Consider the following 24089-nt stretch of genomic DNA (forward strand, 5'->3'; position numbering starts at 1 on the left):
TCTCCATACAGGGGAGCGAAGCGCCATCAGCGCCCGATCGCGCTCCCCGTGCCGTCCCTTTAGGAGCGGTCGGCTGTGCTTTTACGAAGGTTTCGTGACACTCGGATGACACGCGCAACCAGCTCAAATCACTTGGATTTCAGGCTGAAGCCGCAGTCCTGACCTGGGGAAAACAGGCGGTGAAAGTGGCGCCCTGCTTGGGCACGCTTTCGATCAGAAGCCGGCCGCGATGGCGGTTAAGAATATGTTTCACCAGCGATAATCCGAGCCCGGTCCCGCCCTGCGAGCGGCTGTCGCCGACGTCCACCCGGTAGAACCGCTCGGTCAGCCGCGGCAGGTGCTCGGGCGCGATGCCGGGGCCGAAATCGCGGACCAGGACCCGGATTTCCGGAGTTCCATCAGGGGCCGCAGCCGAATTGAGCGACACGATGATCCGTCCGCCCGAGGCACCGTATTTGAGCGCGTTCTCGATCAGGTTCTCGAACAGGCGCAGCAGCTCCTCGCGGTCGCCGGCGATCATCACCGGCGCTTCCGGCAGATGGGTCTCGACCTCGACCTGGCGTTCCCGGGCCAGCGGCTCGAGGCCGTCGGCGACCTGGAAGATGATCGGCAGCAGGTCGACCAGGGTGTCGGGCCGCACATGGGCGGACAGCTCGACCCGCGACAGCGACAGCAGGTCGTCGATCAGGCGCGCCATGCGGGTGGCCTGGTTGTGCATGATGCCGAGGAAGCGCTCGCGTGCCTTGGGATCGTCCTTGGCCTGGCCCTGCAGCGTGTCGATGAAGCCGGACAGCGCGGCCAGCGGCGTGCGCAGCTCGTGGCTGGCATTGGCGACGAAGTCGGCGCGCATCTCCTCGACCCGGCGCAGCGGCGTCTGGTCGTGGAAGGTCATCAGCATGCATTTGTCGGCGCCGCCGAACGAGGTCGGCACCGGCACCGGCGTGATCGTCAGCTCCATCCAGCGGTCGACCGGGACATGGTCGAGATAGGTCGTGCGCCGCGGCTCGGTGGTCGCGATCGACTCGCGCAGCGCCGTGATGATCTCCGGCGAGCGCAGCGCGAACTGGGCGAGCTCGTTCCGCCGCAGCGCCGGGGCGAGCTGGGCGGCAGCGGCGTTGAGGTGGATGACGCGGCCGGCACGGTCGAGCAGAACCGCCGGATCCGGCATGCCGGCGACGACTGCGGCCACCGCCGCGCTCTCGACCGGATTGATGCGGCGGGTATCCTCGCGCGAGGCCGCGTTATCGTGCAGCCGCCAGGGGATCAGCGCCGCAGCCGCGATGCAGAGGAACACCGTCGCCGCCCGCATCACCGACAATTCGTCGAGCGAAACCACCACCGACAGCGCCAGCGCTGCGGCGATCAGGATGATGGTCGAGTGCCGCAGCCGGTCGGACCAGGGCTGGGCGGTGGGAGAAGATGGGGCGTCGATCGCCATCGGGGCGGGCTTCTCCTGGAGGCTCTGGACTTGAGACTCAAGACTTGAGACTCATGACTTGCGCCGGTCAGGCGCCGCTGTCGCTACGCTCTCTCACATAGGCGGCTTCACGCGCCGGGCCGGGGTCGAGCTTGAGCGCCGCCTGCTGCAGGCGCTTCGATCGTGCGCCGATGATAACTTCGCGAAACGTCAGCAAGATTACAGATATGACAAAGGGGGAAAGATAATAGAGGACGCGGAACAGCAGCATCCCGCCCAGAAGTTCCTCGCGATCCATCTGCCAGAGGCCGACCAGCATGGCGGCGTCGAACACGCCGAGGCCTCCGGGCGAATGGCTGGCAAAGCCGAGCAGGGTGGCCGAGACGAAGATCACCGCGACCACCACGAAGCCGAGATTGGGCTCGTCCGGGACCAGCACGTACATCGCGAGCGCGCAGAAGCCGAGGTCGATGATGCCGATGGCGATCTGGAGCAGGGTCAACGGGCCGCCCGGCAGCATCACGGTCCACGGCCCGCGGCCGACCACCCGCGGCTGGGTCCAGACCCAGACCACATAGGCGACCAGCCCGACGATGATCATCATCGCCACCGCCCGGTTCAGCCACGGCGGCAACTGGTCGATCGAGGCGGCGGCCTCCGGATGATAGGAGATGCCGAGGCCGAGCACGGCGGCATTGCCGAGCCAGAAGGTCAGGCCGGCGAGGAAGCAGATTTTCGCGACGTCGATCGCGTTCAGGCCGTAGGCCGAATAGATGCGGTAGCGCACCGCGCCGCCGGTGAAGACGCTGGCGCCGACATTGTGGCCGATCGAATAGCTGGTAAAGGCCGCGAGCGCATTGATGCGATAGGGCACATGGGAGTGGCCGATGGCCCGCACCGCGAACAGGTCGTAGAAGGTCAGGGTGAAATAGCCCGCAGCGACGAACAGCCCCGCCATCGCAATCTGGCTCGGCTCGGTGCTCTTGATCGCTTCGACGACCTCGTTGAAATCGATGCCTCGCAGCATGTGATAGAGCACATAGCAAGCGATGCCGATGACCGCGACGCTGATCACAACTCCAAGCTTATGCAGGATTTGCTTCTGGCGCAGAAACGATATCGCCCTGCGGATGGCTTCCAGCATCTAGACCTCGAACAACGCTTCAGCGGCCGGGGTGGCCGGCGAACAGGCGGACGACATGCAGGTACCCAACGACCCCTCGCCGCCGGCCCCGGCATCGCGCATGCCCGCTCCCCTTCCACTAGCGCGTTTCCGGGCGGAGTGGAATTCGGCAATTCGAACAAAAACTCGTGCCTTCAATATTTTAGGCAGGGTTGCGGGCTCCTGATGCACGGTTTGGCGCTTTCGGCGGCAAGACTGGCGCGAATCTCCACGGCAATCCTGCGCAGTCGCCATGAAGTTTTGATGATTTCGACCGTACAATGTTCCGTCACGACTTAAGCCGACGTCAATCTATGGGCCGCACCCGCCTGTTGAAAGAGGGGGGGACCCGACTTGCCGGCTGCCCGCCCCCTGCCGCACCCGGGCCGGTGCAACGAGACGATCGGCCGGGCCGTTGAGCGCTCCCGCCGCAACTACCTGTGGTTATCTCTCCGCTGCCTCTGGCGAGCGAACGGACAATCGGCGAGGTTCTCGGCAGCAAGATAGCCGGCCGCCGGTCTCGGCAGCGGTCGCTTCAAACAAGAATTTGCATGAGAGGGGGGAGAAACCATGAGGTTTCAGCTCGGCGCCGTCATCGCGGTGGTCGTTATGGCCGCCGCTCCAGCCGGCGCCAGAGAGCGCAACGACAGTCCGCATTCGCAGGCGTGCATGGCCAAGAACGGTTTCAATCTCGACATGTGGCGCGCGCACGCCGCGGGCACTGACGCGCAAGTGTTGCGGTATATCCAGTGCCGGGATGGCGTGTCTGCTGCGCAGGCCAAGGCCATCGGAATTCGCGACCGCAACTTGAGCGCCGGCTTTCACTGAGCGCATCGCAGCACGAGTTTTCCCGGCCGCAAGGTCAGTGACGTTTCGCCAGCACGATATGGACTCGGTCAGCCCGCCGGCGCGGTACGCGAGACCACCCGATCGCGGAGCCAGGCGCCAATGGTGCAGCCGACGAGGTAGCAGGCGAACATGATCAGGCCGAGGTCGAGCCAGTAGCCGAAGCGGCCGGGGACCACATGCGAAAGCGAAGCGCCGACCAGAGCGATCGCGAGCACCGCGAGCCAGCGCGCGGTCACTTTCGAGGTGCCATTGCCGCGCTGGACCACCGAGATCCAGCCCATGCAAAAGCCGAGCAGCAGCGAGCCGATCAGCCAGCCCAGATGGAATGAGACGAGATAGGGCATCGTCACCTCACCAGAAATTCGATACGGCGATTCTGCGCCTTGCCGTCGTCGGTGTCGTTGCCGGCGACCGGCCGCGTGCTGCCATAGCCGACTGCGGTGAAGCGGCTGGCCGGCAGCCCGGCCTTGACCAGATAGTCGATCACCGCCTGCGCGCGCTTCTCCGAGAGCGCCTGGTTGAAGGCGTCCTCGCCATCGGCATCGGTGTGGCCGGCGACCTCGATATTGGTGGTGGGGCAGCGCAGTGCATTCTCGATCAGATGATCGAGAATGCCGACGGAATCCGGATCTATGTCGGCGCGCTTGGGTCCGAAGCGGATGTTGGCCTTGCTCAGGAGCTCCGAGAACAGTTGCTGGCACACCGTGCCGTCGACCGGGCCGGCCGCCGGCTTGACCGTGATTTCCGGCTTGTATTGCCAGTTTTTCGGGAAGTCCTTGCCGAGGCCCGCGCGGATGTCGTTGGCCGCACCTTCATAGAGCGCATCGCCCGACAGCTTCACCTCGCGGTCGGATACGACGAGCGTGCCGGTCGACAGCCGCGACAGCGCGCCGAGCGCTGCAATCACGGCGATGTTGAAGGAGCCGGGCGCGCCGACGCTGGCCTTGAGATTGTCGACGACCTTTTCGTTGAAGAACTTTCGCGACGCGCTTGTGGCGATGGCTGCGTGGACATTGTTGTCGGGAACGTAGCCGGTGAGCGTCACCGTCGCGGCCACCGGATCCTTGTAGGCCTGGAAGACGTAGGGCGGCGCCTTGACGTCGTTGGCGGCGATCGAAAAGCCTTCAGGCAGGTTCTTGAGCGCGGCTGCGACCGCTTCGCGGCCGCCGAGTTCGCGCGCCATGCCCGACAGGTTGACCTTGGTGTCCGTTATCGTGATCTTGCCGTCCTTGAGCTTGCCGATCTGGTCGAGCAGCAGCATCGCAGCCGCCTCGAACCGCGGCGGCGCGCCCCGCGCCAGCCCCATCTGATCGGCCACCTCGACACCGCCACCCCCCTTGCGGGCCGCCTCGGTCAGGCGGCCCTTGATCGACGGCAAGGGCGCGGAGCCCGACAGCGTCACCCGCACCACGTCACGCTCGGCGTTCCAGACGAAGGGCTTGGCCTCGGCAACGAGGCGGGTCTGGTCGTCGACCAGGCGCACGCCCGGGACGATCTCCACCGCCATCACGGCGTCCCGGCGCCCTTCCTCGGAAAAGGCGTCCGCGGCCAGGCGGACGTCGCGGCCGTCCACCGCGATCCGGGTCTTGTCCAGAACGGTATCCTTGAGCGCCGCCGAGCTGCGGGCGGACAGGTCCGCCTCGACCGGTAAGGTGTTCTTCCAGGCCGCAAATCCCCACATGACAGCCAGGGGGATCAGCCCCGGCCACCATTTGCTGGCCCACCTGAAAAGCTTCTGCATTCGACGACCCGAACTCTGGAACCGGAGACAAAACAAACCCTTGTCAGGCTGTCAAACCGGAAATGGCGGCCCTCCCAAGGCCTTTGCATGGACAATTGGAATAACTTTTTCTTCAAGGGTTCTTCCGTAAGTTGAGGGTGGAATGCCAGAGTCCGCCAGCCGGTCATGAAACAACTTCGTAACAACGTCATCCGCGCCGGGCTGGAAGCACTCTATTTCAGCGGGGCGCACCACCTGTTGCGCCCGCTTTTGTCGGGCGTCGGCGCCATTTTCATGCTGCATCACGTGCGGCCGGCCCGCGAGGCCGCATTCCAGCCGAACCGGCATCTCGAGGTCACCCCCGAATTCCTGCGCGCCGCCCTGAGCCATTTGCGCTCGCGCGAGATCGACATCGTCAGCATGGACGAGCTGCATGAGCGGCTGGTGCGGGGCCGGTTCTCCCGCCGCTTCGCCGCTTTCACGCTCGATGACGGCTATCGCGACAATCTCGACCATGCGCTGCCCGTTCTGCGCGAATTTGACGCGCCACTGGCGGTCTATGTCGCCAGCGACTTCGCCGAGGGCACCGGACGGCTGTGGTGGGCGGCACTGGAGGCCGTGATCGCCAAGACCGAGCAGATCGAGGTGAAGATCGGCACTTCGGCGCTGCGGCTCGATGCGACCACGCCCGCGGCCAAGCAGGTCGCATTCGACCGTCTGCACGACTGGCTGCGCGCGCTGCCGGGTGAGCACGATCTCAAGCGCGAGATCGAGGCGCTCTGCACGAGATACGGCGTCGACATCGCCGCGCTGTGCCGCGACCTCTGCCTGTCCTGGGACGAGGTGAAGACGTTTGCCGCCGATCCCCTCGTCACGATCGGCGCCCACACCGTCAGCCATTGCAACCTGGCCAGGCAAAGCGAAGAGATCGCCACGCAGGAGATGGCGGCGAGCCGCGCGCGGATCGAGCAGGCGCTCGGCCGCACGGTGCAGCATTTCGCCTATCCCTATGGCGACCGTGGAGCGGCGGGCGCGCGCGAATTCACCCTTGCTGCGGCCGCCGGATTCAAGACCGCGGTGACGACGCGGCCCGGCATGCTGTTCGCCGAGAACGCCGGCCACATGACCGCGCTGCCGCGCGTCTCGCTCAACGGCAATTACCAGGACGCGCGAATTCTGCCGGTGTTGACCTCGGGCGCCGCGACCGCGATGTGGAACGGCTTCCGCCGGATCGCGGCGGCCTGATCCTTCACACTCAGACCTCATCCTGAGGGCGCTCCGAAGGAGCGCGTCTCGAAGGATGGGCCGCCCGCATCCTTCGAGACGCGCTGACGCGCTCCTCAGGATGAGGGCGGAGCGCGCGACGGTTCCTTGACTCCCCTCCCTGCCGCGCTCAAAACGTCGCCAAACCAAAGGGAGGCACCATGTTCGACGATCTGTTCTCGCTCAAAGGCCGCATCGCACTCGTGACCGGCGGCTCGCGCGGCATCGGCAAGATGATCGCGGCGGGCTTCCTCGCGCAAGGCGCTGCGAAGGTCTACATCACCGCGCGCAAGGCGGGACCTTGCGAGGCTACGGCGAAAGAGCTGTCAGGCCAATATCACGGCGAGTGCATCGCGCTGCCGATCGACATCTCGACCGTCGAAGGCTGCGACAAGCTCGCCGGCGAAATCATCAAGCTGGAGCCGAAGCTCGACATCCTCGTCAACAATGCCGGCGCCGCCTGGGGCGCGGAGTTCGACGAATTCCCGGAAAGCGGCTGGGACAAGGTCATGGACCTCAACGTCAAGTCGCTGTTCTTCCTGACCAAGGCGCTGGCGAAACCGCTGCGCGCGGCTGCAAGCGCAGAACGTCCGGCCAAGGTCATCAACATCGCCTCGGTCGACGGCATCTTCGTCAATCCGAGCGAGACCTATTCCTACGCCGCCAGCAAAGCCGCCGTGATCCATCTGACGCGGCGCATGGCGACGAAACTGATCAAGGACAACATCAATGTCACCGCGATCGCGCCCGGCGCGTTCAAGTCCGACATGAACCGGGCCGCGCGCGACCATGCGGACGACGTCGCAAAGCGTATTCCGGCGCGGCGCATCGGAACCGACGAGGACATGGCGGGAGTGGCGATCTATCTCGCGTCGCGGGCCGGCGACTACGTGGTCGGCAACACCATCGCCGTCGACGGCGGCGTGGTCTACGCCAATGCCGGGCTTGAGATCGCGGGGTAGGCGGCGCGAGCCCGCGGCGCGGACGGTGCGCTCCCTCGCCCCGTTCTTACGGGGAGAGGGTTGGGGTGAGGGGCTCTCTCCTCACGTGAGATTGTCGCCGCACCTGTACCCTCTCACCCGGATCGCAAGAGCGATCCGACCTCTCCCCGCAAGCGGGGAGAGGTGAAGAAGTCGCCTACGACTCGATCTTCACGTACTCGAAATCGCCGGGCTTGTTGTCGATGCCGACTTTCGGCGGCGAGATCCAGGAGGCGAACTGGCCGGTTTCGGTCACGGGCTGCATCAGCGAGGAGATGAAGTCGCCGTCGGCCGTCGAAGGCAGCCATTCGTCCTTGCGCTTCGCCCAGGTGGCATCGTCGATCAAGAGACCGTCCGGGGTCGCATGCACGTCCTTGAACTCGCCGATGTGGCGGTGGAAGGCGACATTCGGCAGCTTGAGCTGGAACTGATAGCCAGCGGTCGAGATCACCTTGTTCCAGCGCAGCATGCCCTTGACGCAATCCTGGCTGTAATCATCGCGCAGGCGCATGTTGAGCGCGGTCAGCGCCGGCTCATCGACCAGCTTGATCTCGCCGTCGATGAACTTGAGCACCGGATAGGTCGCGTTCTTGAGCTGGTGATCGTCGTCAATCTGGGTCTCGTGATAGCGGCCCTTGATGCCGGTGTTGAAGGCATTCGCCGCGTTGGTCGAGACTTCCGAGCCGAACAGGTCGAGCGACAACGTGTAGTGCAGGTTCAGCTTCTTCTGGATCGTCGGCAGGTCGATCACGCCGAGCGCGCGGACCTTGGCGATGTCGGTGGGATCGGTGATGCCGGCTTCGCGCATTGCATCGCAGGTGCGCTGCACCACGCGGGTGATGCCGGTCTCGCCGACGAACATGTGGTGCGCTTCTTCCGTCAGCATGAAGCGGCAGGTCCGCGAGAGCGGATCGAAGCCCGACTGGGCGAGGCTGTGCAGCTGCATCTTGCCGTCGCGGTCGGTGAAATAGGTGAACATGAAGAAGGACAACCAGTCCGGCGTCGCCTCGTTGAAGGCGCCCAGCATGCGCGGCGCGTCGGCATCGCCTGAGCGACGACGCAGCAGATCATCGGCCTCCTCGCGGCCGTCGCGGCCGAAATATTTCTGGAGCAGATAGACCATCGCCCAAAGGTGACGACCCTCCTCGACATTGACCTGGAACAGATTGCGCATGTCGTAGAGCGAGGGCGCGGTCTTGCCGAGATGGCGCTGCTGCTCGACGGAGGCCGGCTCGGTGTCGCCCTGGATCACGATCAGGCGGCGCAGCATGGCGCGATACTCGCCCGGGACTTCCTGCCAGGCCGGCTCGCCAAAATGCTCGCCGAACGGGACGACGCGATTTTCCTCCTGCGGCGCGAGCAGGATGCCCCAGCGATAGTCGGGCATGCGCACATAGTCGAACTTGGCCCAGCCGCGCGGATCGACTGAATAGGCCGTGCGCAGATACACCAGCGATTCCTGGAAGCCCTCGGGGCCCATGTCGCTCCACCAGTCCATGTAGCCGGGATGCCAGCCTTCCAGCGCTTTGAGCACCTGGCGGTCTTCGGCGAGATTCACGTTGTTCGGAATCTTGGTCGAGTAGTCGACGTTCATGATGTTCATGTTCATGGCCGCATCTCCTTGCTCCGTCTCGTGTCCCGGACGCAGTGCGGCGCGAAGTGCTGCACTGCTGAGCCGGGACCTATTGTCTGGTCCGTTCCGGGTCCCGGTTCTGCGCAGCGGCACCATAGCGCGTTGAAGACGCGCGTTGCGCTTTTGGTGCCGCAGCGCGCCCGGGACACGAAAACTACACTCTCGTCATATCGAATTTCGGCTTCTGGCCGCTGCCGTAGCGGCGCAGCGCGCCTTCCTCGCCGACCGCGTTGGGGCGCTGGAAGATCCAGTTCTGCCAGGCGGTGAGACGCGAGAAGATCTTCGATTCCATCGTCTCGGGACCGACGAAGCGCAAATTCGCTTCCATGCCGGTGAGACTGTCGGGCGAGAAGCTGGCGCGCTCCTCCAGAAACACGCGAACCTCGTCGTCCCAGTCGATGTCGTCGAGCGCGAAGGTGACGAGGCCGAGTTCTTCGGCCTGCTCGGCATCGATCGCGGTACCCATGGTGGCTTCCGCGCGCTCCACATCGGACGGATCGGCCTGGAAACGCGACGAAAGCCGCGTCAGGCCATGGCTCATCGGATACGGACCGAAATTCATCGCCGACAGCTCGATCGAGGGCGGCGGACGATTGTCGCCCTGGCGGGTGCCGATCAGCATGTAGGAGCGGTCGGCGGCGAAGACGAGCTCGGCGAGCGTGCCGGCAAAGCAGGAGCCGGGCTCGACCAGCGTCACCAGTGTACGCGAGGTGACGTCGATGCGTTTGAGCACGCGCTTCCAGTAGTGCCGGATTTCGTTGACCAGCCAGTGCACCTTGTTGGCTTCGAGGAAGGCATCGCTGGCGAGCACGTGGGCGCGGTCACCATGGCTCTTGAACACCAGCATCGCGATCTCGAGCTCGTTGATGCGCAGGTGCAGGATCGCGTCGTCGATCTCGCGCGCGACCTGAAGCGGCCAGAACGACGCCCCCTGCGCCATCATGCCGTCAATGTCGGCCGGCGGCGGCGCCTCCGGCGCCTTGATCGAGATCGTGGCGATGCGGGCCGTGCGGTCGATATCGACCGTGACGAAGCCGTAGCGGATGCTGGTTTCGTCGATGATGCGCTTGAGCGGGGTGAGCGCGATGCCCTTGCCGCTGCCCTTGCGTTTCGAGGCGGCTGCGAATTCCCTGGCGCGCTCGGCGACCTTGGCTTCGAGTTTTGAGTTCGGCGCGATCTCGTCGACCAATCGCCACTGCACGGCGCGCTTGCCCTTCACGCCCTCCTCGATGGTGCAGAAGAAATCGGCGTGGTCGCGGCGCACCTTGCGCTTGTCGACGACGCGGGTGAGGCCGCCGGTGCCAGGCAGCACCGCGAGCAGCGGCACTTCGGGCAGAGCGACGGCAGACGAGCCGTCGTCGGCGAGGATGATGTGGTCGGTGGCGAGCGCCAGCTCATAGCCGCCGCCGGCGGCCGAGCCGTTCACCACGGTGATGAAACGCTGGCCGGAATTCTCCGACGAATCCTCCATGCCGTTACGGGTCTCGTTGGTGAACTTGCAGAAATTGACCTTGTGGGCATGGGTGGAGCCCGCGAGCATGCGGATGTTGGCGCCGGCGCAGAACACGCGGTTCTTGGCCGAGCGCATCACCACGACCTTCACCTCGGGGTGCTCGAAGCGCAGCCGCTGCACGGCGTCCGCGAGTTCGATGTCGACGCCGAGATCGTAGGAATTGAGCTTGAGCAGATAGCCTTCGAACAGACCGCCGTTCTCGTCGACATCCATGGTCAGCGTCGCGACGTCACCTTCGACCGCAACCTTCCAGTGCCGATAGCGGGACGGCTCGGTCTGGAAATCGATGAATGTCGCGCCGCCTGCGAGGCGCCGATCTTCCCCGGCCATGGGCCACCCTTGAGCTTGATTATGCGTTCTGAGCTTTAGCGTTAGATGCACAATAGTGCATCTTTTTACAGCCGTCTACCCCTTAGCGGGATGGACATGCATTTTGTTTCATGCGCGCAATTCAGGACCGCACGATCGCGCCGAGGGCGATCCAGTCTGCCTTGGAAAGCTCAGACCGGCCGAGCTTGGCTTGCAACAGCGCGACCAGGGCCGGAACAGGGAAGGTCTCGACGAAGCCATCGCCGGCCGCAGCCGCCTTGCGGGAATTCAGCGGCCGCAGTTCGCCGAGCGCCTCGCCGAACAGCCGGGCGGCCGAATGCAGCCGCTGCATGCGCAGCCGCAGATTCGCATTGGCGATGTGGATGCAGGCGCGCAGCAGAATGCGCTCGCGGCCGCCTTGCGGCGCTGCGGCCCACACCGCTTCCAGCACCTCCTGCGATTCCCAGAAATAGCCGCGGTCGTTGAGAGCGAGCCCGTAACGCAGCGCCGGATGGCGCGCCGGCACATGGCCGCGAAAGGCCGAAGGCACCAGCGCCTTGGCCAGGTCGAGCGTCTCGTGGTCCGCATCGACCGCACCGGTCTCGCCCGGCACGTGGGCCCATTGCGGCCACGGCAGCGGGCCGCTCGCGTTCGACGGCACACTCATTGAGGGCGTGCCTCCGCAACATCATGCGGCGCGTCCCTGGAGTCCCTGATCGTCGCGCAGGGCCGCACTTGCAAATTGCTCAATCGCGTCAAGCGTCGCCCCCGGCGCTTCACGATGCGGGGAATGGCCCGCGTCTGAAATGATTTTCAAATCTACCGGACAATAACACTCTTCCTGCGCGATTTCGACCTGACGCAGTGTCCCATATTGGTCATTCGCGCCTTGCAGGATCATGACAGGGACACGGATATAGGCGAGATATTCGGAAATATCCCAGTCGCGGAACTTGGGGTCGAGCCAGGCGCCGTTCCAGCCATGGAAGGCGTTGTCGACGTCCTTGTGCCAGCGCGCAAGCTTTGCCTTGAGATCGGTGGTCTCGAAGGCCGTCTTGATTTCGGCAATCGACTTCACCGAGACGTCCTCGACGATGAAGTGCGGCGCGATCAGCACGAGGCCGCTCAGCCGGTGGTCCTGATGCGCGCCGGCATAGATCGTCGCAATCGAAGCGCCGTCGGAATGGCCGAGCAGGAGGCCGCGCTTGAACCCGATCGCATCGAGGATTTTCGGCAGCACGTCGAGCGCCTCGCGATGCATGTAGTCGAGCCGTCGCGGCAGCGTCACCGGGCTCGACTGGCCATAGCCCGCGCGCGAATAGACGAAGACGCCGGCGGAGGTTGCCTGCCGGAGTTTTTCAGGGAAGTCGCCCCAGAGGCCGACGGAGCCGAGCCCTTCATGCAGCAACACGATGGTCGGCGCGTCAGCCGATTGCGGCGCGAGCCATTTGTATTCGAGGCTGGCGCCATCGATGCTGAGGAAGCCGGTGGGGGCGAGGTTTGTCATGCTGTCACTCAATCTTCGGGCGATGAGAACGAGACGTGGCCAAGCGCTCCGTCGTTCCCTCCCCCCTTGCGGGGGAGGGCTAGGGAGAGGGGTGCCACACGGGGACTCCCGGTGTGGCGGAGACCATCTGGCGCGCGACAATGAAAACCGTTTGCTGGGCTACCCCTGTCCCCCGCCCTCCCTCCTTGCGGGGGAGGGAGCGCAGTGGAGTCCGCTGCGACAGTGTCAGTCACGTTCGACATGCGCTCACTCAATTCGTCCCGTCCCGCAGCTTGAACCGCTGGATCTTTCCCGTCGCGGTCTTCGGCAACGACTCCACCACGTCGATCCAGCGCGGGTATTTCCAGGGGCCGATCTTCTGCTTGACGTGCTCCTTCAGCATTTCCTGCAAGTCGGTCGTCTTCACACCCGGACGCAGCACGACGAAGGCCTTCGGCTTCAGCAGGCCCTCCGGATCGGCCTCGGGCACGACGGCAGCTTCCAGCACGGCGGGATGCGTGATCAGCGCGCTCTCGACCTCGAACGGCGAGACCCAGATGCCGGAAACCTTGAACATGTCGTCGGCGCGGCCGCAGAAGGTGTAGCGGCCCTCGCCGTCGCGGACATATTTGTCGCCGGTGCGGGTCCACGGTCCTTCAAAGGTGCGGCGGCTCTTGTGGCGCTGATTCCAGTAGCCTTCGCCGGCGGAAGGCGCATCGACCAGGAGCTCACCGACTTCGCCGTCGGCGACGTCCTGGCCGGATTCGTTGACGAGCCGCACGGCATAACCCGGCACCGGCTTGCCGGAAGAGCCGTATTTGATGTCGCCGGGCGCGTTCGACAGGAAGATGTGCAACAGCTCGGTCGAGCCGACGCCGTCGAGGATGTCGACGCCGAAGCGCGCCTTCCAGCTGAGGCCGACGGATTCCGGCAACGCCTCGCCGGCCGAGGTACAGATGCGCAGGGCGCCGCCGCCGCGCTCGCTCTTCATGGTTTCGTCGTTGAGCATCGCCGCGAACAGCGTCGGCACGCCGTAGAAGATCGACGGCTTGTAGCGGTTCATCAGGTCGAACATGCGCGCCGGCGTCGGCCGCTCGCTGTTGAGGATGACGCTGGCGCCGACCGACATCGGGAAGGTCAACGCGTTGCCGAGGCCATAGGCGAAGAACAGCTTGGCGGCGGAGAGGCAGACATCGCTCTCGCGGATGCCCAAGACCTGGCTCGCATAAGTGTCGGCGGTCGCCTGCATGTTCGAATGGATGTGACGCACGCCCTTGGGCATGCCGGTCGAGCCGGACGAATAGAGCCAGAACGCCGGCTCGTCGGGATGCGTGGCGGCGGTGGTGAATTTGTCGCTCTCGTCCGCGAGCTCCTCGGCGAGTTGCTTGTGACCGTTCTGCTTGGCGCCGGAGACGACGACATGCTCCAGATCGGGCATGCGGCCGACGACGTCCCTGATGACGGGGTAGAGCGCTTCCGACACGAACAACACGCGCGCGCGGCAATCGGCGAGGATGTAGGCGTATTGGTCCGCCGTCAGCAGCGTGTTGAGCGGCACCGGCACGATGCCGGCGCGGATCGCACCCAGGAACACGATCGGGAAATCGACCGTGTCCAGCATGATCATCGCCACGCGTTCCTCGCGGCGGACGCCGAGCCGGCGCAGCATGTTGGCGGCGCGCCGCGTCTCGCGCTGAAGCTCGCCATAGGTGAGCCGCGAGACGGTGTCGTCGAAAGCCAGCTTCCCGCCGCGGCCCGCCTCGACGTTACGGTCGAGCAGCCAGGTCACCGCGTTATAGGATCCCTCGCTCACGGACTTCTCCCTCGATTTTAGAATTATAATTCATACAAAGACACTGTGGCGGCTTGCTGTCAATGCTAGCAGGCACTATGTTTCATTAAAGCACGCCGCGGGACATCCCCTAAACCCTAAAGAAGGCTCTGATCTGTAGTCCATGACCGACAGTCCCGACGCCGAATCCCGCTTCCTCGAACAGCTCGGCCAGCGCGTGCGCACCATGCGCGCGCTGCGCGGCATGTCGCGCAAAGTGCTCGCCAAGGTATCAGGGATTTCGGAGCGCTACATCGCGCAGCTCGAGAGCGGCAAGGGCAACGTCTCGATCGTGCTGCTGCGCCGCGTCTCGGACGCGATGGGCGCGCATCTCGAGGACCTGCTCCCCTCGACCGATCCGACGCCCGACTGGCAGATGTTTCGCGATCTGCTGCGCAAGGCGACGCCGGCACAGATCGCTCAGGCCAAGGATGTCCTCGCCGGCGGCAGCGCATCCGCGCCGCGGCGCGCGCCGTTCTGCGGCATTGCTCTGATCGGCCTGCGCGGCGCCGGCAAATCCACGCTCGGCCGGATGCTGGCGAAGAAGATCGGCTGGAGCTTCGTCGAGCTCAACAAGGAGGTCGAGCAGCAGAACGGCCTCTCGGTCGCCGAGATCATCGCGCTCTACGGCCAGGAAGGCTTTCGCCGCATGGAGCAGGCGGCGCTGCAACAGCTGCTCGCGCGCAACGAGCTGATGGTGCTGGCGACCGGCGGCGGCATCGTCTCGGAACCGCTGACCTTCGACCAGATCCTGTCGTCGTTCTACACGATCTGGCTGAAGGCCGAGCCGGAGGAGCACATGGCCCGTGTCCGCCGCCAGGGCGATCTCCGCCCGATGGCCGACGACCGCTCCGCCATGGCCGAGCTGCGCAACATCCTGCTGAGCCGCGAGCCGTTGTACGCACGCGCGACGGCGGTGGTGGATACGGCGGGATTGTCGGTCGACGCCGCGGCCGCGCGGCTGATCGATGCGGTGCGTCCGGTGCTCCAGAACGAAGCCCGCAGCTTCGGGCTGCGCAGCGTGGCGCTGTAGGTCGGGACTTGATATGGCCGACAGCGACGTCGCAACGTCCATGTTCGAGCGGATCGGGGGCAGTGCCACGATCGACCGGCTGGTCGACCGCTTCTACGAGCGGATGGACACCCTGCCGGAAGCAAACGCCATTCGCGCGATGCATGCCGCCGATCTCGGCCTGATCAGGGACGTGCTGAAGCGCTATCTCACCGAATGGACCGGCGGGCCAAAACTTTACTCCGTCGAAAAAGGCCATCCACGGCTGCGCCAGCGCCATATCGGCTTTGCCATCGGCGATGCCGAGCGCGATGCGTGGCTACTCTGCATGCGCGGCGCGCTGGAGGAGACGGTGACTGATGCGGCCGCGCGGCAAGACCTCGACCGCGCGCTGTCCGGTCTCGCCGACTGGATGCGCAACCGGCCGTAAGCGCGTCGATCAAGCCAACGTGTAGCGCTCTCGGCTATCGCTCCGCTGACCCGGGCTGCAAGTCTTCCGACGCGACTAGACCGACCAGTAATTCGGATGCGGGTAGGACCGCGAGCGGTCGCCCCAATCGAACTCATCGCCATCGAACTCGCATGGACCGCCGCTGAACTCGTCCATCGTCAGTTCGACCTGGAAGGCCTGACGGCCGCGATCGTATTTCAGGGCGCTCCACTGCACCGGATAATGATGATGAGTACCGAGCAGCCCGCCGGTCTTGATCACGGCATAGGTGACCATTCCGCTGACCTTGTCGAGCATCAGTCGCTCAATCGTGCCAAGCTTCGTGCCGTCGCGCCCGTAGACGGCGACGTGCTCCACGCGATCACTGGGAACCATGGTATGGTGCATGGCATCCTCCCTGTTCTCTTGTGCCGCGCATTATAGCCTGCCAGGCAGCCCGAGCGAAGTGCGCTGTAGCTACAGCAACTGCGAACGGACCGCGTCGGCGCCCTCGCGCAGCAGCGGCAGGAAGCGGTCGATCAGCTCCTGAGCCGGCACGCGGTCGACATGGGCGCCCATGTTGATCGCGGCGACGATCACATCGTCGTAGCGGCGGACGGGAACCGAGATTGAACGGAAATGCGGCTCGGCCTCGCGGTCGACCAGCGAATAGCCCTGCCCGCGGTCGGCGACGATCCGTGCCAGCAGCGCCCCGGGATCGGTCACCGTCTGCGGCGTCAGCGCTTCGCGCGTCATTGTTTTCAGGCGCGCGGCGAGTTCGGCATCGCCGAGCTGACCCAGCATGGCGCGGCCGACCGAGGTGCAGAACGCCGGCAGCCGGTAGCCGATCTCCAGCCCGCCTGAAAACATCCGCGCCGGACTGCTCCGCGCCACGAACACGACGTCGTCACCGTCGAGCACCGCGAGTGACGCGATTTCATTTGCCGCAGTCGCGGCGCGATCGAGCACCGGTTGCAGCACCGTGACGAGCTGGTTGGAGCGCAGAAACGAGGCGGCAAGGGTCAGCACGTGCGGCGTCAACGTGAACAGCTTGCCGTCACCACCGACGAAGCCGCCACGCTGGAGCGTGAACAGCATGCGCCGGGCGGTGGCGCGCGGAAGATCGGCGGCGCGGGCGAGATCGCTCAAGGTCATCGGGCCTACCGTCGTGCCGAAGGACTGAAGCAGGCGCAGGCCGCGATCGAGGCTTTCGACGAAATCCGTCGCGCGCTCGTCGGTCTCGCTTCGCTTCAGCTTGGGCATGGCGTCGGACATTCCTGCAAAATAGTGCTTGCTGCCGGTCCAAGGCATGTCATAATTCGCCCATTCGTTCAATAGGCGAACAAACGCCACTCCGAGATTGAAGGATGCACTCGCCATGATGAGCCAGGCGCAGAACGACCTGATCACCCGCAGCGGGCCGAAGGATCCCTGCGGCAGACTGATGCGGAGCTACTGGCAACCGGCGGCGCTGGTGGATGAGCTGGAGGGCGAGCGGCCGATCCGGCCGGTCAGGCTGCTCGGCGAAAACCTGGTTCTGTTCCGCGACGAGACCGGACGCTACGGGCTGATCGACCGTCACTGCGCGCATCGCGGCGCCGACCTCGCCTTCGGGCGGCTCGAGCACGGCGGCCTGCGCTGCGCCTTCCATGGCTGGCTGTTCGACGCCACCGGCCAGTGCATCGAGACCCCGGCTGAGCCGAAGGACTCGAAGCTCTGCCAGAACATCCGTCAGCGCTCCTATCCCGTGGTGGAGAAGAGCGGGATCCTCTGGGCCTATCTCGGCGAGGGCGAGCCGCCGGCATTTCCGGAGCTCGACTGCTTCGTCGCGCCCGGCACGCACACTTTTGCGTTCAAAGGCCATATGGCCTGCAACTGGCTCCAGGCACTCGAAGTCGGCATCGATCCCGCCCACGCATCGTACCTGCATCGCTTCTTCGAGGACGAGGACACCTCCACGGCCTACGGCAAGCAGTTCCGCGGCGCCTCCGCCGGCTCCGACCTTCCGATGACAAAAATCCTGCGCGAATACGACCGTCCGATCATCAATGTCGAGCATACCGAATACGGATTGCGGCTGATCGCACTGCGCGAGATCGACGAGGAGCGCACCCATGTGCGCGTCACCAACCAGCTCTTCCCGCACGGCTTCGTCATCCCCATGAGCACGGAGATGACGATCACGCAATGGCACGTGCCGGTCGACGACGAGAATTGCTACTGGTATGCGATCTTCACCAGCTACGCGAACCCGGTCGACAAGCAGAAGATGCGCGACCAGCGGCTCGAGCTGTACGAGCTGCCCGACTACAAGTCGCGGAAAAACCGCAGCAACGATTACGGTTTCGATCCGCACGAGCAGCAGACCGCGACCTATACCGGCATGGGCAGCGACATCAACGTCCACGACCAGTGGGCGGTGGAGTCGATGGGCGCGATCCAGGATCGCACCAAGGAGCATCTCGGCTCGAGCGACAAGGCGATCGTGCAGTATCGCCGCCTGCTGCGGCAGGAAATCGAGAAGGTTCTGGGCGGCGAGAAGCCGATGCTGTTTCTGGACGAGGCCAATGCGCGCAGCATCCAGGGACCCGCGACCATGGACGGCATCGGGCCGACGCGGGGCTGGGAGACCTACTGGATGGAAGTCGACGTCAAGCGCCGCCGCGGCGCACCGTGGACCGCGCCTGTTCCGAAGGAGATCGCGGACAACGTGCATCGGTTGACGGCGGCGGAGTGACGACTGTGGTCGGCTCCCGTAGGGTGGGCAAAGGCGCAAAGCGCCGTGCCCGCCATGCCCGCGTGCGAACGACAGACGTGGTGGGCACGCTTCGCTTTGCCCACCCTACGGCAGCTGAAGGAGCGGCAAAGTGACTTTCGTCGCGCGTCATGCGCTGTGGTCGGATGAGCAGAAGGACGCGGCGACGCGCATGCGGCGCCTCGTCGAGGAAAAGAACCTCGAGGTCATCCGCCTCGCCTTTCCCGACCAGCACGGCATCCTGCGCGGCAAGACCATCATCGCGTCGGAGGCGATCGCCTCGCTGGAAAGCGGCTGCTCCATCACCACCACCATGCTCGCCAAGGACACCTCGCACCGCACGGTATTCCCGGTGTTCACCTCGGGCGGCGGCTTCGGCATGAAGGAGATGGAGGGGGCGGCCGACGTGCTGATGGTCGCTGATCCCACCACTTTTCGCGTGCTGCCATGGGCGCCGGCCACGGGCTGGGTGCTGTGCGATCTCCATTTCAATGACGGCCGCCCGGTGCCGTTCGCAACGCGCGGGCTCTACCGCAAGGTGCTCGACGATCTCGCAAGCCGCGGCCATGATTTCGTCGCCGGGCTCGAGGTCGAATTCCATATCTTCAAGCTCGACGATCCGCATATGCGCGCCGAGGACGCAGGCCAGCCCGGCACGCCACCTTCGGTGAGCCTGCTCAGCCATGGCTATCAATATCTCACCGAGCAGCGCTTCGATCAGATGGAGCCGGTGCTGGAGATCCTGCGCCGCGACGTCGTCGCGCTCGGGCTGCCCCTGCGCTCGGTCGAGGTCGAGTTCGGGCCTAGCCAGTGCGAATTCACCTTCGCGCCGAAGAAAGGGCTGGAGCCCGCCGACAACATGGTGCTGTTCCGCTCGGCGGTGAAGCAGATCGCGCGGCGCCACGGTTATCACGCCACCTTCATGTGCCGGCCAAAACTGCCGAACCTGTTCGCGAGCGGCTGGCACCTGCATCAGTCGATCGTCTCGCGCACGAGCGGCGAGAACCAGTTCATGGCGAAGGACGGCGGCGAGCCGCTCAGCGCGTTCGGCCGCGCGTACCTGGCCGGCCTGCTCGATCACGCCCGCGCCTCCACCGTGTTCACCACGCCGACCCTCAACGGCTACAAGCGCTACCGCTCCTATTCGCTGGCGCCGGACCGCGCGATCTGGGGCCGGGACAATCGCGGCGTCATGATCCGCGTGCTTGGGGCGGCCGGCGATCCCGCCACACGGCTCGAGAACCGCATCGGCGAGCCCGCGGCCAATCCCTATCTCTACATGGCCTCGCAGATACTCTCAGGCCTCGACGGCGTCGACCGCAAGCTCGACCCCGGCCCGTCGGCCGACACGCCCTACGAGACCAAGGCGCCGCTCTTGCCGAAATCGCTGCGCGATGCCGTCGGTGCGCTGAAGGACGATCCATTCTTCCGGGAGAAGCTCGGGCCTGACTTCGTCGACTATTACACCCACATCAAGAACGCCGAGATCGACCGTTTCCTGTCCGAGGTGACCGACTGGGAACACCGCGAATATTTCGAGATGTTCTGACCTCCTCACTCTGACATCCTCCCTCTGACCACCTCCCTTGGAGGTGGGGGCGCAGCGGCTCAAAGCTCACACACCCGTGAGGTGACTTCGTCCCACCTGTTCCAACGACATCACATCGCGGTGCGACGAAGCCATTTTCCTCACGCCCCGAAAACCGCCGGAAAAACACCGGGGTTAGGCTTTGATCCGTGATCAACAATGGAGTTCGGTCATGTGGGGTCAATTGTTCAGCCTGATCTATCGTCTGTCCTGCCGGACCACTCTGATCGAAATCGGCACGCATCGGTTTGCGCGCTAGCCCCGGGTGGATGCGAATTAGGTAAGACGGATTGACCAGATAGCGGGGTTGCCATGCGCAAGCTGATCCTGATAGCAGCGATGTCGCTGCTCGCAACACAAGCCCATGCGGGTGGTCCGCGTAGTCTGAGCCTCGCGGCGACCAGCGCAAGCCAGCCGGCCGCCGAGCAACCGGCCTCGCCGACGGCCACGCCGCAGACGACGCAAGCCCCGGCGGCAACGCAGGCGCCGAATGTCCAGACGGCGACCACCGCCCCGACTTCAACCGCTGCCACCGCGCCGCCGACCGCGACAGCGCCCACCGCAACAACGCCGGCGCAACCCTCGGCCACAGCGGTGACCAGCACAACCGGGACAACCAAGCCGAAGCGCCGCCAGCCGTCCACGGAAGCGCGCGTGATCCGCGAACTGCATCGGCACGGTATTTATTGGTAAAGAGCGGACAGATCTCCCCCCGGTCATTGCGAGCGCAGCGAAGCAATCCTGATTGCCGCCGCGGAAAGATGAGATCCGACCCTCAAATCCCCAGATATTTGTGCTGCAAATCCGGCTCGGCCATCAGCTCGTCGGAGGTGCCGCTCCACACCGTCTTGCCGCGTTCGATGATGGTGTGACGGTCACAGATGCGGGCGAGATGGTCGACGTTCTTGTCGACGACAAGGATCGACTGTCCCCGGCTCTTGAGCAGCGACAGGCAATGCCAGATCTCTTCGCGGATCAATGGCGCAAGGCCCTCGGTCGCTTCGTCGAGGATCAGCAGTTTTGGATTGGTCATCAGCGCCCGGCCGATCGCCAGCATCTGCTGCTCGCCGCCGGAGAGCTGGTTGCCCATGTTGGAGGCGCGTTCGGCGAGGCGCGGAAACATCACGTAGATCGACGCCAGCGTCCAGGGATTGGCGCTGTTGAAGCGGTCGGCAGCGGCGGCGACCAGGTTCTCGCGCACGGTGAGGTTCGGGAAGATCTGGCGCCCCTCGGGCACGAGGCCGATGCCGAGTTTTGCGATCCTGTAGGACGGCTGCGTCCGCACCTCCGCGCCCGCAAAGCGGATGCTGCCTGCACGTGCCGGCGTCAGGCCCATGATGGAGCGGATGGTGGTGGTCTTGCCCATGCCGTTGCGACCCATCAGCGAGACCATCTCGCCCGGCTTGATCGACAGCGACAGGCCGAACAGCACTTGGCTGAGGCCGTAGCAGGTCTCGATGCCTTCGACGTCGAGCAGCGTGTCAGCCATCACCTTTTCAGACATGGTGCGTCACCACATGCGCTTCGCCGAGATAGGCGCGCTTGACGTCCTCGTTGGCCCGGATCGCGGCCGGATCGCCGGAAGCGATGACGCGGCCATAGACCAGCACCGAGATGCGGTCGGCCAGCGCGAACACCGCGGGCATGTCGTGCTCGACCAGCACGATCGAGACTTCCTTCCGCAGCTCCTGGAGCAGTTGCACCATGCGCTGGGATTCGGTGACGCCGAGGCCGGCCATGGGCTCGTCGAGCAGCAAGAGCTTGGGCTTGCTGGCCAGCGCGACCGCAAGCTCGATCTGGCGACGCTCGCCATGGCTGAGCCTGGACACCAGGACATCGGCACGGTGCAACAGGCCGACGCGATCGAGCGCGGCGTGCGCGGCATCGCGCAGGCCCTTTTCCTTGCGCGCACGCGCGAAGAAGCGGAACGAGGTGCCGGCATGCGCCTGCGCCGCGAGTGCGACATTGTCTGCGGCGGTGAAATCGAGCAGCAGCGAGGTGATCTGGAACGATCGTGCCAGGCCAAGCGCACAGCGGCGATAGGCCGGCAGGTAAGTGATGTCGCGACCGCCTAGCGAGACGCTGCCGGAATGCGGTTCGAGATGCCCGGTGAGCTGGCTGATCAGCGTGGTCTTGCCGGCGCCGTTCGGGCCGATGATGGCGTGCAGTTCGCCGGCCGCAACGTCGAGCGAGACGTTGTCGGTCGCAATGATACCGCCGAAGCGGCGCACCAGCTTCTCGACGCGGAGCAAGGGCTCAGCCACGATTGAGCCTCCCGAGCAGTCCCATGATGCCGCCGCGCCCGAACAGCACGATCAGCAGCAGCAGCGGCCCCATGATCAGCGCCCAATATTCGGTGAGCTGCGACAGGAATTCTTCCAGCAGCAGAAAGACCACCGCGCCCATGACCGGGCCGAACAGCGTGCCCATGCCGCCGAGGATGACCATCACCATGAGGTCGCCGGAGCGGGTCCAGTACATCACGGCCGGACTGACGAAATCGGTGTTGTTGGCGAGCAGCGCGCCGGCAAGACCGCACATGGTGCCGGAGATGACGAAGCAGACGAGCTGATAGCGCTTGGCCGGGAAGCCGATCGCCTGCATGCGCTGCTCGTTGGAGCGCAGCCCCTGCACGACGAGGCCGAAACGCGAATTGACGATGCGCCAGATCAGGAAGATCACCGCGAACAGGCAGGCAAGGCAGAGATAATAGAACTGCGTGCGGTTCGACAGGTTGACCAGGCCGGAGAAATCGCTGCGCTTGTAGACGGTGAGGCCGTCATCGCCGCCGTAACGCGCCAGCCCCGAAGCGACGTAATAGGCCATCTGTGCGAAGGCGAGCGTGATCATGATGAAATAGACGCCGCGGGTGCGAAGCGAGAGCGCGCCGATCACCAGTGCGTAGATCGCGGACGCCGCGAGCGCGACCGGAAACTGGATGAAGCCGCTTCCGACGCCTTCCTGCGCCAGCATGCCGACCGCGTAACCGCCGATGCCGAGATAGGCAGCGTGACCAAAGCTCATCATGCCGCCAAAACCCATGATGAGGTTGAGGCTCGCCGCCGCCAGTGCCAGGATGACGATGCGGGTGAACAGCGTCAGGATGAAGATGTTGCCCGATGCTTGCGAATAGAGCGGCAGCAGCACGAGCCCCGCCAGCATCAGGGCCGTCACGGCCTTGGCTACAGTGAAAGACTTCATCGACGGTTGGCCGGAAACAGCCCCTCCGGCCGCACCACCAGCACGATCGCCATCAGCAGGTAGATCAGCATGGAGGACAGGGCGGGCGCGGCGGTGGAGGCGGCGGCGCCGCTCAAGACCTGCCGCAACAGGTTCGGCAGGAAGGCGCGGCCGAGCGTGTCGATCATGCCGACGAAGATCGCAGCGAGGAACGCGCCGCGGATCGAGCCGATGCCGCCGATCACGATGATGACGAAGGCGAGGATCAGGATGTTCTCGCCCATGCCGATTTGCACGGTGAGGATCGGCGCCTGCATCATGCCGGCGAGCCCGGCGAGCGCCGCGCCGAGCCCGAACACCAGGGTGTAGAGCAGCTTGATGTTGATGCCGAGCGCGCCGATCATTTCGCGGTTGGAGGCGCCGGCCCGGATCAGCATGCCGATGCGGGTGCGCATCACGCCGAGATAGAGCAGGAGCGCAACCAGCAGCGCCACGACGATGATGGCGAGGCGATAGGCGGGATAGTGGATGCCGGGCAGGATCGGCACCGGCACCGTGAGCCAGGCCGGCAGCGGCAGCGCAAGGCCGGCCGGCCCCCAGATCAGCCGCACGGCTTCGTTGAAGAACAGGATCAGGCCGAAGGTCGCGAGCACGTGGTCGAGATGGTCGCGTCCATAGAGATGCCGCAGCGCGCCCATCTCGAGCACGATGCCGAGCACCAGAGTCGCGCCGAGCGCCAGCAGCGCGCCGAGCAGGAAGCTGCCGGTCCAGGCCGCGAAAGTCGCGGCGAAATAGGCGCCCATCATGTAGAGCGAGCCGTGCGCGAGGTTGACGAGATCCATGATCCCGAACACTAGCGTCAGGCCGGCGGCCAGCAGGAACAGCAGCAGGCCGAACTGCAATCCGTTCAAGAACTGTTCGACGACGAGCAGCATCAAAACTCTTTCAGGCGCACGCAGGT

At 65.0% G+C, this 24089-nt stretch carries 23 protein-coding genes; 8 read left to right on the plus strand and 15 right to left on the minus strand.

The window, feature by feature from the left end; all coding sequences use genetic code 11:
- Nucleotides 1–139: 139 nt before the first annotated feature.
- Both JQ572_RS17280 and JQ572_RS17285 read right to left on the minus strand, forming a co-directional pair.
- A complete protein-coding gene (locus JQ572_RS17280; RefSeq protein WP_211384155.1) occupies nucleotides 140–1438 on the minus strand; it encodes an ATP-binding protein in 1299 nt (432 codons plus the stop codon).
- Between the two features lie 67 nt (nucleotides 1439–1505).
- The gene (locus JQ572_RS17285; protein ID WP_211384154.1) at nucleotides 1506–2561 is read right to left on the minus strand and encodes a putative bifunctional lysylphosphatidylglycerol flippase/synthetase; all 1056 of its coding nucleotides are present in this window, start codon (nucleotides 2559–2561) and stop codon (nucleotides 1506–1508) included.
- Between the two features lie 588 nt (nucleotides 2562–3149).
- Between JQ572_RS17285 and JQ572_RS17290 the strand changes: the two genes are divergently transcribed.
- A complete protein-coding gene (locus JQ572_RS17290) occupies nucleotides 3150–3407 on the plus strand; it encodes a hypothetical protein (RefSeq protein ID WP_211384153.1) in 258 nt (85 codons plus the stop codon).
- A 68-nt stretch (nucleotides 3408–3475) separates the two neighbouring features.
- On the opposite strand, the gene JQ572_RS17295 is transcribed toward JQ572_RS17290, so the two are convergent.
- Both JQ572_RS17295 and JQ572_RS17300 read right to left on the minus strand, forming a co-directional pair.
- Nucleotides 3476–3772 (minus strand): hypothetical protein, encoded by a 297-nt coding sequence (locus JQ572_RS17295; RefSeq protein ID WP_211384152.1) that lies wholly within the window; start codon nucleotides 3770–3772, stop codon nucleotides 3476–3478.
- A 2-nt stretch (nucleotides 3773–3774) separates the two neighbouring features.
- Nucleotides 3775–5169: an OmpA family protein gene (locus tag JQ572_RS17300; protein WP_211384151.1), complete on the minus strand. Its 1395-nt coding sequence runs from the start codon at nucleotides 5167–5169 to the stop codon at nucleotides 3775–3777.
- A 165-nt stretch (nucleotides 5170–5334) separates the two neighbouring features.
- Here JQ572_RS17300 and JQ572_RS17305 point away from each other — a divergent pair, with 165 nt between their 5' ends.
- On the plus strand, nucleotides 5335–6393 hold the full coding sequence (locus JQ572_RS17305) for a polysaccharide deacetylase family protein (RefSeq protein ID WP_211384150.1): 1059 nt from the start codon (nucleotides 5335–5337) through the stop codon (nucleotides 6391–6393).
- Nucleotides 6394–6572: 179 nt separating this feature from the next.
- A complete protein-coding gene (locus tag JQ572_RS17310) occupies nucleotides 6573–7373 on the plus strand; it encodes an SDR family oxidoreductase (protein ID WP_211384149.1) in 801 nt (266 codons plus the stop codon).
- A gap of 175 nt (nucleotides 7374–7548) precedes the next feature.
- Here JQ572_RS17310 and boxB read toward each other — a convergent pair whose 3' ends face one another.
- The 5 genes from boxB to JQ572_RS17335 form a co-directional block, all read right to left on the minus strand.
- Entirely contained in the window at nucleotides 7549–9000 is a 1452-nt protein-coding gene (boxB, locus tag JQ572_RS17315; protein WP_211384148.1) for a benzoyl-CoA 2,3-epoxidase subunit BoxB, read from the minus strand.
- Between the two features lie 178 nt (nucleotides 9001–9178).
- Nucleotides 9179–10867 carry a 2,3-epoxybenzoyl-CoA dihydrolase gene (boxC, locus tag JQ572_RS17320; RefSeq protein WP_211384147.1) on the minus strand — a complete coding sequence of 563 codons (1689 nt, stop codon included), beginning with the start codon at nucleotides 10865–10867 and terminating at the stop codon, nucleotides 9179–9181.
- Nucleotides 10868–10988: 121 nt separating this feature from the next.
- Nucleotides 10989–11513, minus strand: coding sequence for a DUF309 domain-containing protein (locus JQ572_RS17325; RefSeq protein WP_211384146.1), 525 nt, complete (start codon nucleotides 11511–11513; stop codon nucleotides 10989–10991).
- A gap of 21 nt (nucleotides 11514–11534) precedes the next feature.
- Nucleotides 11535–12353, minus strand: coding sequence for an alpha/beta fold hydrolase (locus tag JQ572_RS17330; RefSeq protein WP_211384145.1), 819 nt, complete (start codon nucleotides 12351–12353; stop codon nucleotides 11535–11537).
- Between the two features lie 250 nt (nucleotides 12354–12603).
- Nucleotides 12604–14145 carry a benzoate-CoA ligase family protein gene (locus tag JQ572_RS17335; protein WP_211384144.1) on the minus strand — a complete coding sequence of 514 codons (1542 nt, stop codon included), beginning with the start codon at nucleotides 14143–14145 and terminating at the stop codon, nucleotides 12604–12606.
- A gap of 142 nt (nucleotides 14146–14287) precedes the next feature.
- Between JQ572_RS17335 and JQ572_RS17340 the strand changes: the two genes are divergently transcribed.
- Together JQ572_RS17340 and JQ572_RS17345 are read left to right on the plus strand one after the other, a co-directional pair.
- A complete protein-coding gene (locus JQ572_RS17340; RefSeq protein WP_211384143.1) occupies nucleotides 14288–15196 on the plus strand; it encodes a helix-turn-helix transcriptional regulator in 909 nt (302 codons plus the stop codon).
- Nucleotides 15197–15209: 13 nt separating this feature from the next.
- Nucleotides 15210–15605, plus strand: a complete 396-nt coding sequence (locus JQ572_RS17345; RefSeq protein ID WP_211384142.1) for a group II truncated hemoglobin — start codon at nucleotides 15210–15212, stop codon at nucleotides 15603–15605.
- Nucleotides 15606–15680: 75 nt separating this feature from the next.
- Here the strand turns inward: JQ572_RS17345 and JQ572_RS17350 are convergent, their stop codons facing one another.
- Together JQ572_RS17350 and JQ572_RS17355 are read right to left on the minus strand one after the other, a co-directional pair.
- The gene (locus JQ572_RS17350) at nucleotides 15681–16013 is read right to left on the minus strand and encodes a PRC-barrel domain-containing protein (protein ID WP_211384141.1); all 333 of its coding nucleotides are present in this window, start codon (nucleotides 16011–16013) and stop codon (nucleotides 15681–15683) included.
- Nucleotides 16014–16082: 69 nt separating this feature from the next.
- A complete protein-coding gene (locus JQ572_RS17355) occupies nucleotides 16083–16868 on the minus strand; it encodes an IclR family transcriptional regulator domain-containing protein (protein WP_211384140.1) in 786 nt (261 codons plus the stop codon).
- Between the two features lie 115 nt (nucleotides 16869–16983).
- Here JQ572_RS17355 and JQ572_RS17360 point away from each other — a divergent pair, with 115 nt between their 5' ends.
- The 3 genes from JQ572_RS17360 (at nucleotide 16984) to JQ572_RS17370 (ending at nucleotide 20641) form a co-directional block, all read left to right on the plus strand.
- The gene (locus tag JQ572_RS17360; protein ID WP_211384139.1) at nucleotides 16984–18342 is read left to right on the plus strand and encodes an aromatic ring-hydroxylating dioxygenase subunit alpha; all 1359 of its coding nucleotides are present in this window, start codon (nucleotides 16984–16986) and stop codon (nucleotides 18340–18342) included.
- A gap of 130 nt (nucleotides 18343–18472) precedes the next feature.
- Nucleotides 18473–19909: a glutamine synthetase family protein gene (locus JQ572_RS17365; RefSeq protein ID WP_211384138.1), complete on the plus strand. Its 1437-nt coding sequence runs from the start codon at nucleotides 18473–18475 to the stop codon at nucleotides 19907–19909.
- 351 nt (nucleotides 19910–20260) lie between these two features.
- Nucleotides 20261–20641: a hypothetical protein gene (locus tag JQ572_RS17370; protein ID WP_211384137.1), complete on the plus strand. Its 381-nt coding sequence runs from the start codon at nucleotides 20261–20263 to the stop codon at nucleotides 20639–20641.
- 82 nt (nucleotides 20642–20723) lie between these two features.
- Here JQ572_RS17370 and JQ572_RS17375 read toward each other — a convergent pair whose 3' ends face one another.
- Genes JQ572_RS17375 through JQ572_RS17390 form a run of 4 tightly spaced genes read right to left on the minus strand, consistent with a single transcriptional unit; the run spans nucleotide 20724 to nucleotide 24063 of the window.
- Nucleotides 20724–21452, minus strand: coding sequence for an ABC transporter ATP-binding protein (locus JQ572_RS17375; protein WP_249129084.1), 729 nt, complete (start codon nucleotides 21450–21452; stop codon nucleotides 20724–20726).
- Entirely contained in the window at nucleotides 21445–22212 is a 768-nt protein-coding gene (locus tag JQ572_RS17380) for an ABC transporter ATP-binding protein (RefSeq protein WP_211384136.1), read from the minus strand. Before JQ572_RS17380 ends, JQ572_RS17375 begins: the two co-directional genes overlap by 8 nt.
- Complete coding sequence (locus tag JQ572_RS17385; RefSeq protein ID WP_211384135.1) at nucleotides 22205–23149, minus strand: branched-chain amino acid ABC transporter permease; 945 nt, start codon at nucleotides 23147–23149, stop codon at nucleotides 22205–22207. Before JQ572_RS17385 ends, JQ572_RS17380 begins: the two co-directional genes overlap by 8 nt.
- Nucleotides 23146–24063, minus strand: a complete 918-nt coding sequence (locus JQ572_RS17390; protein ID WP_211384134.1) for a branched-chain amino acid ABC transporter permease — start codon at nucleotides 24061–24063, stop codon at nucleotides 23146–23148. Before JQ572_RS17390 ends, JQ572_RS17385 begins: the two co-directional genes overlap by 4 nt.
- Between the last annotated feature and the right edge of the window lie 26 nt (nucleotides 24064–24089).

The organism is Bradyrhizobium sp. SZCCT0153 (assembly GCF_018129995.1).
GTDB classification, from domain to species: domain Bacteria; phylum Pseudomonadota; class Alphaproteobacteria; order Rhizobiales; family Xanthobacteraceae; genus Bradyrhizobium; species Bradyrhizobium japonicum_G.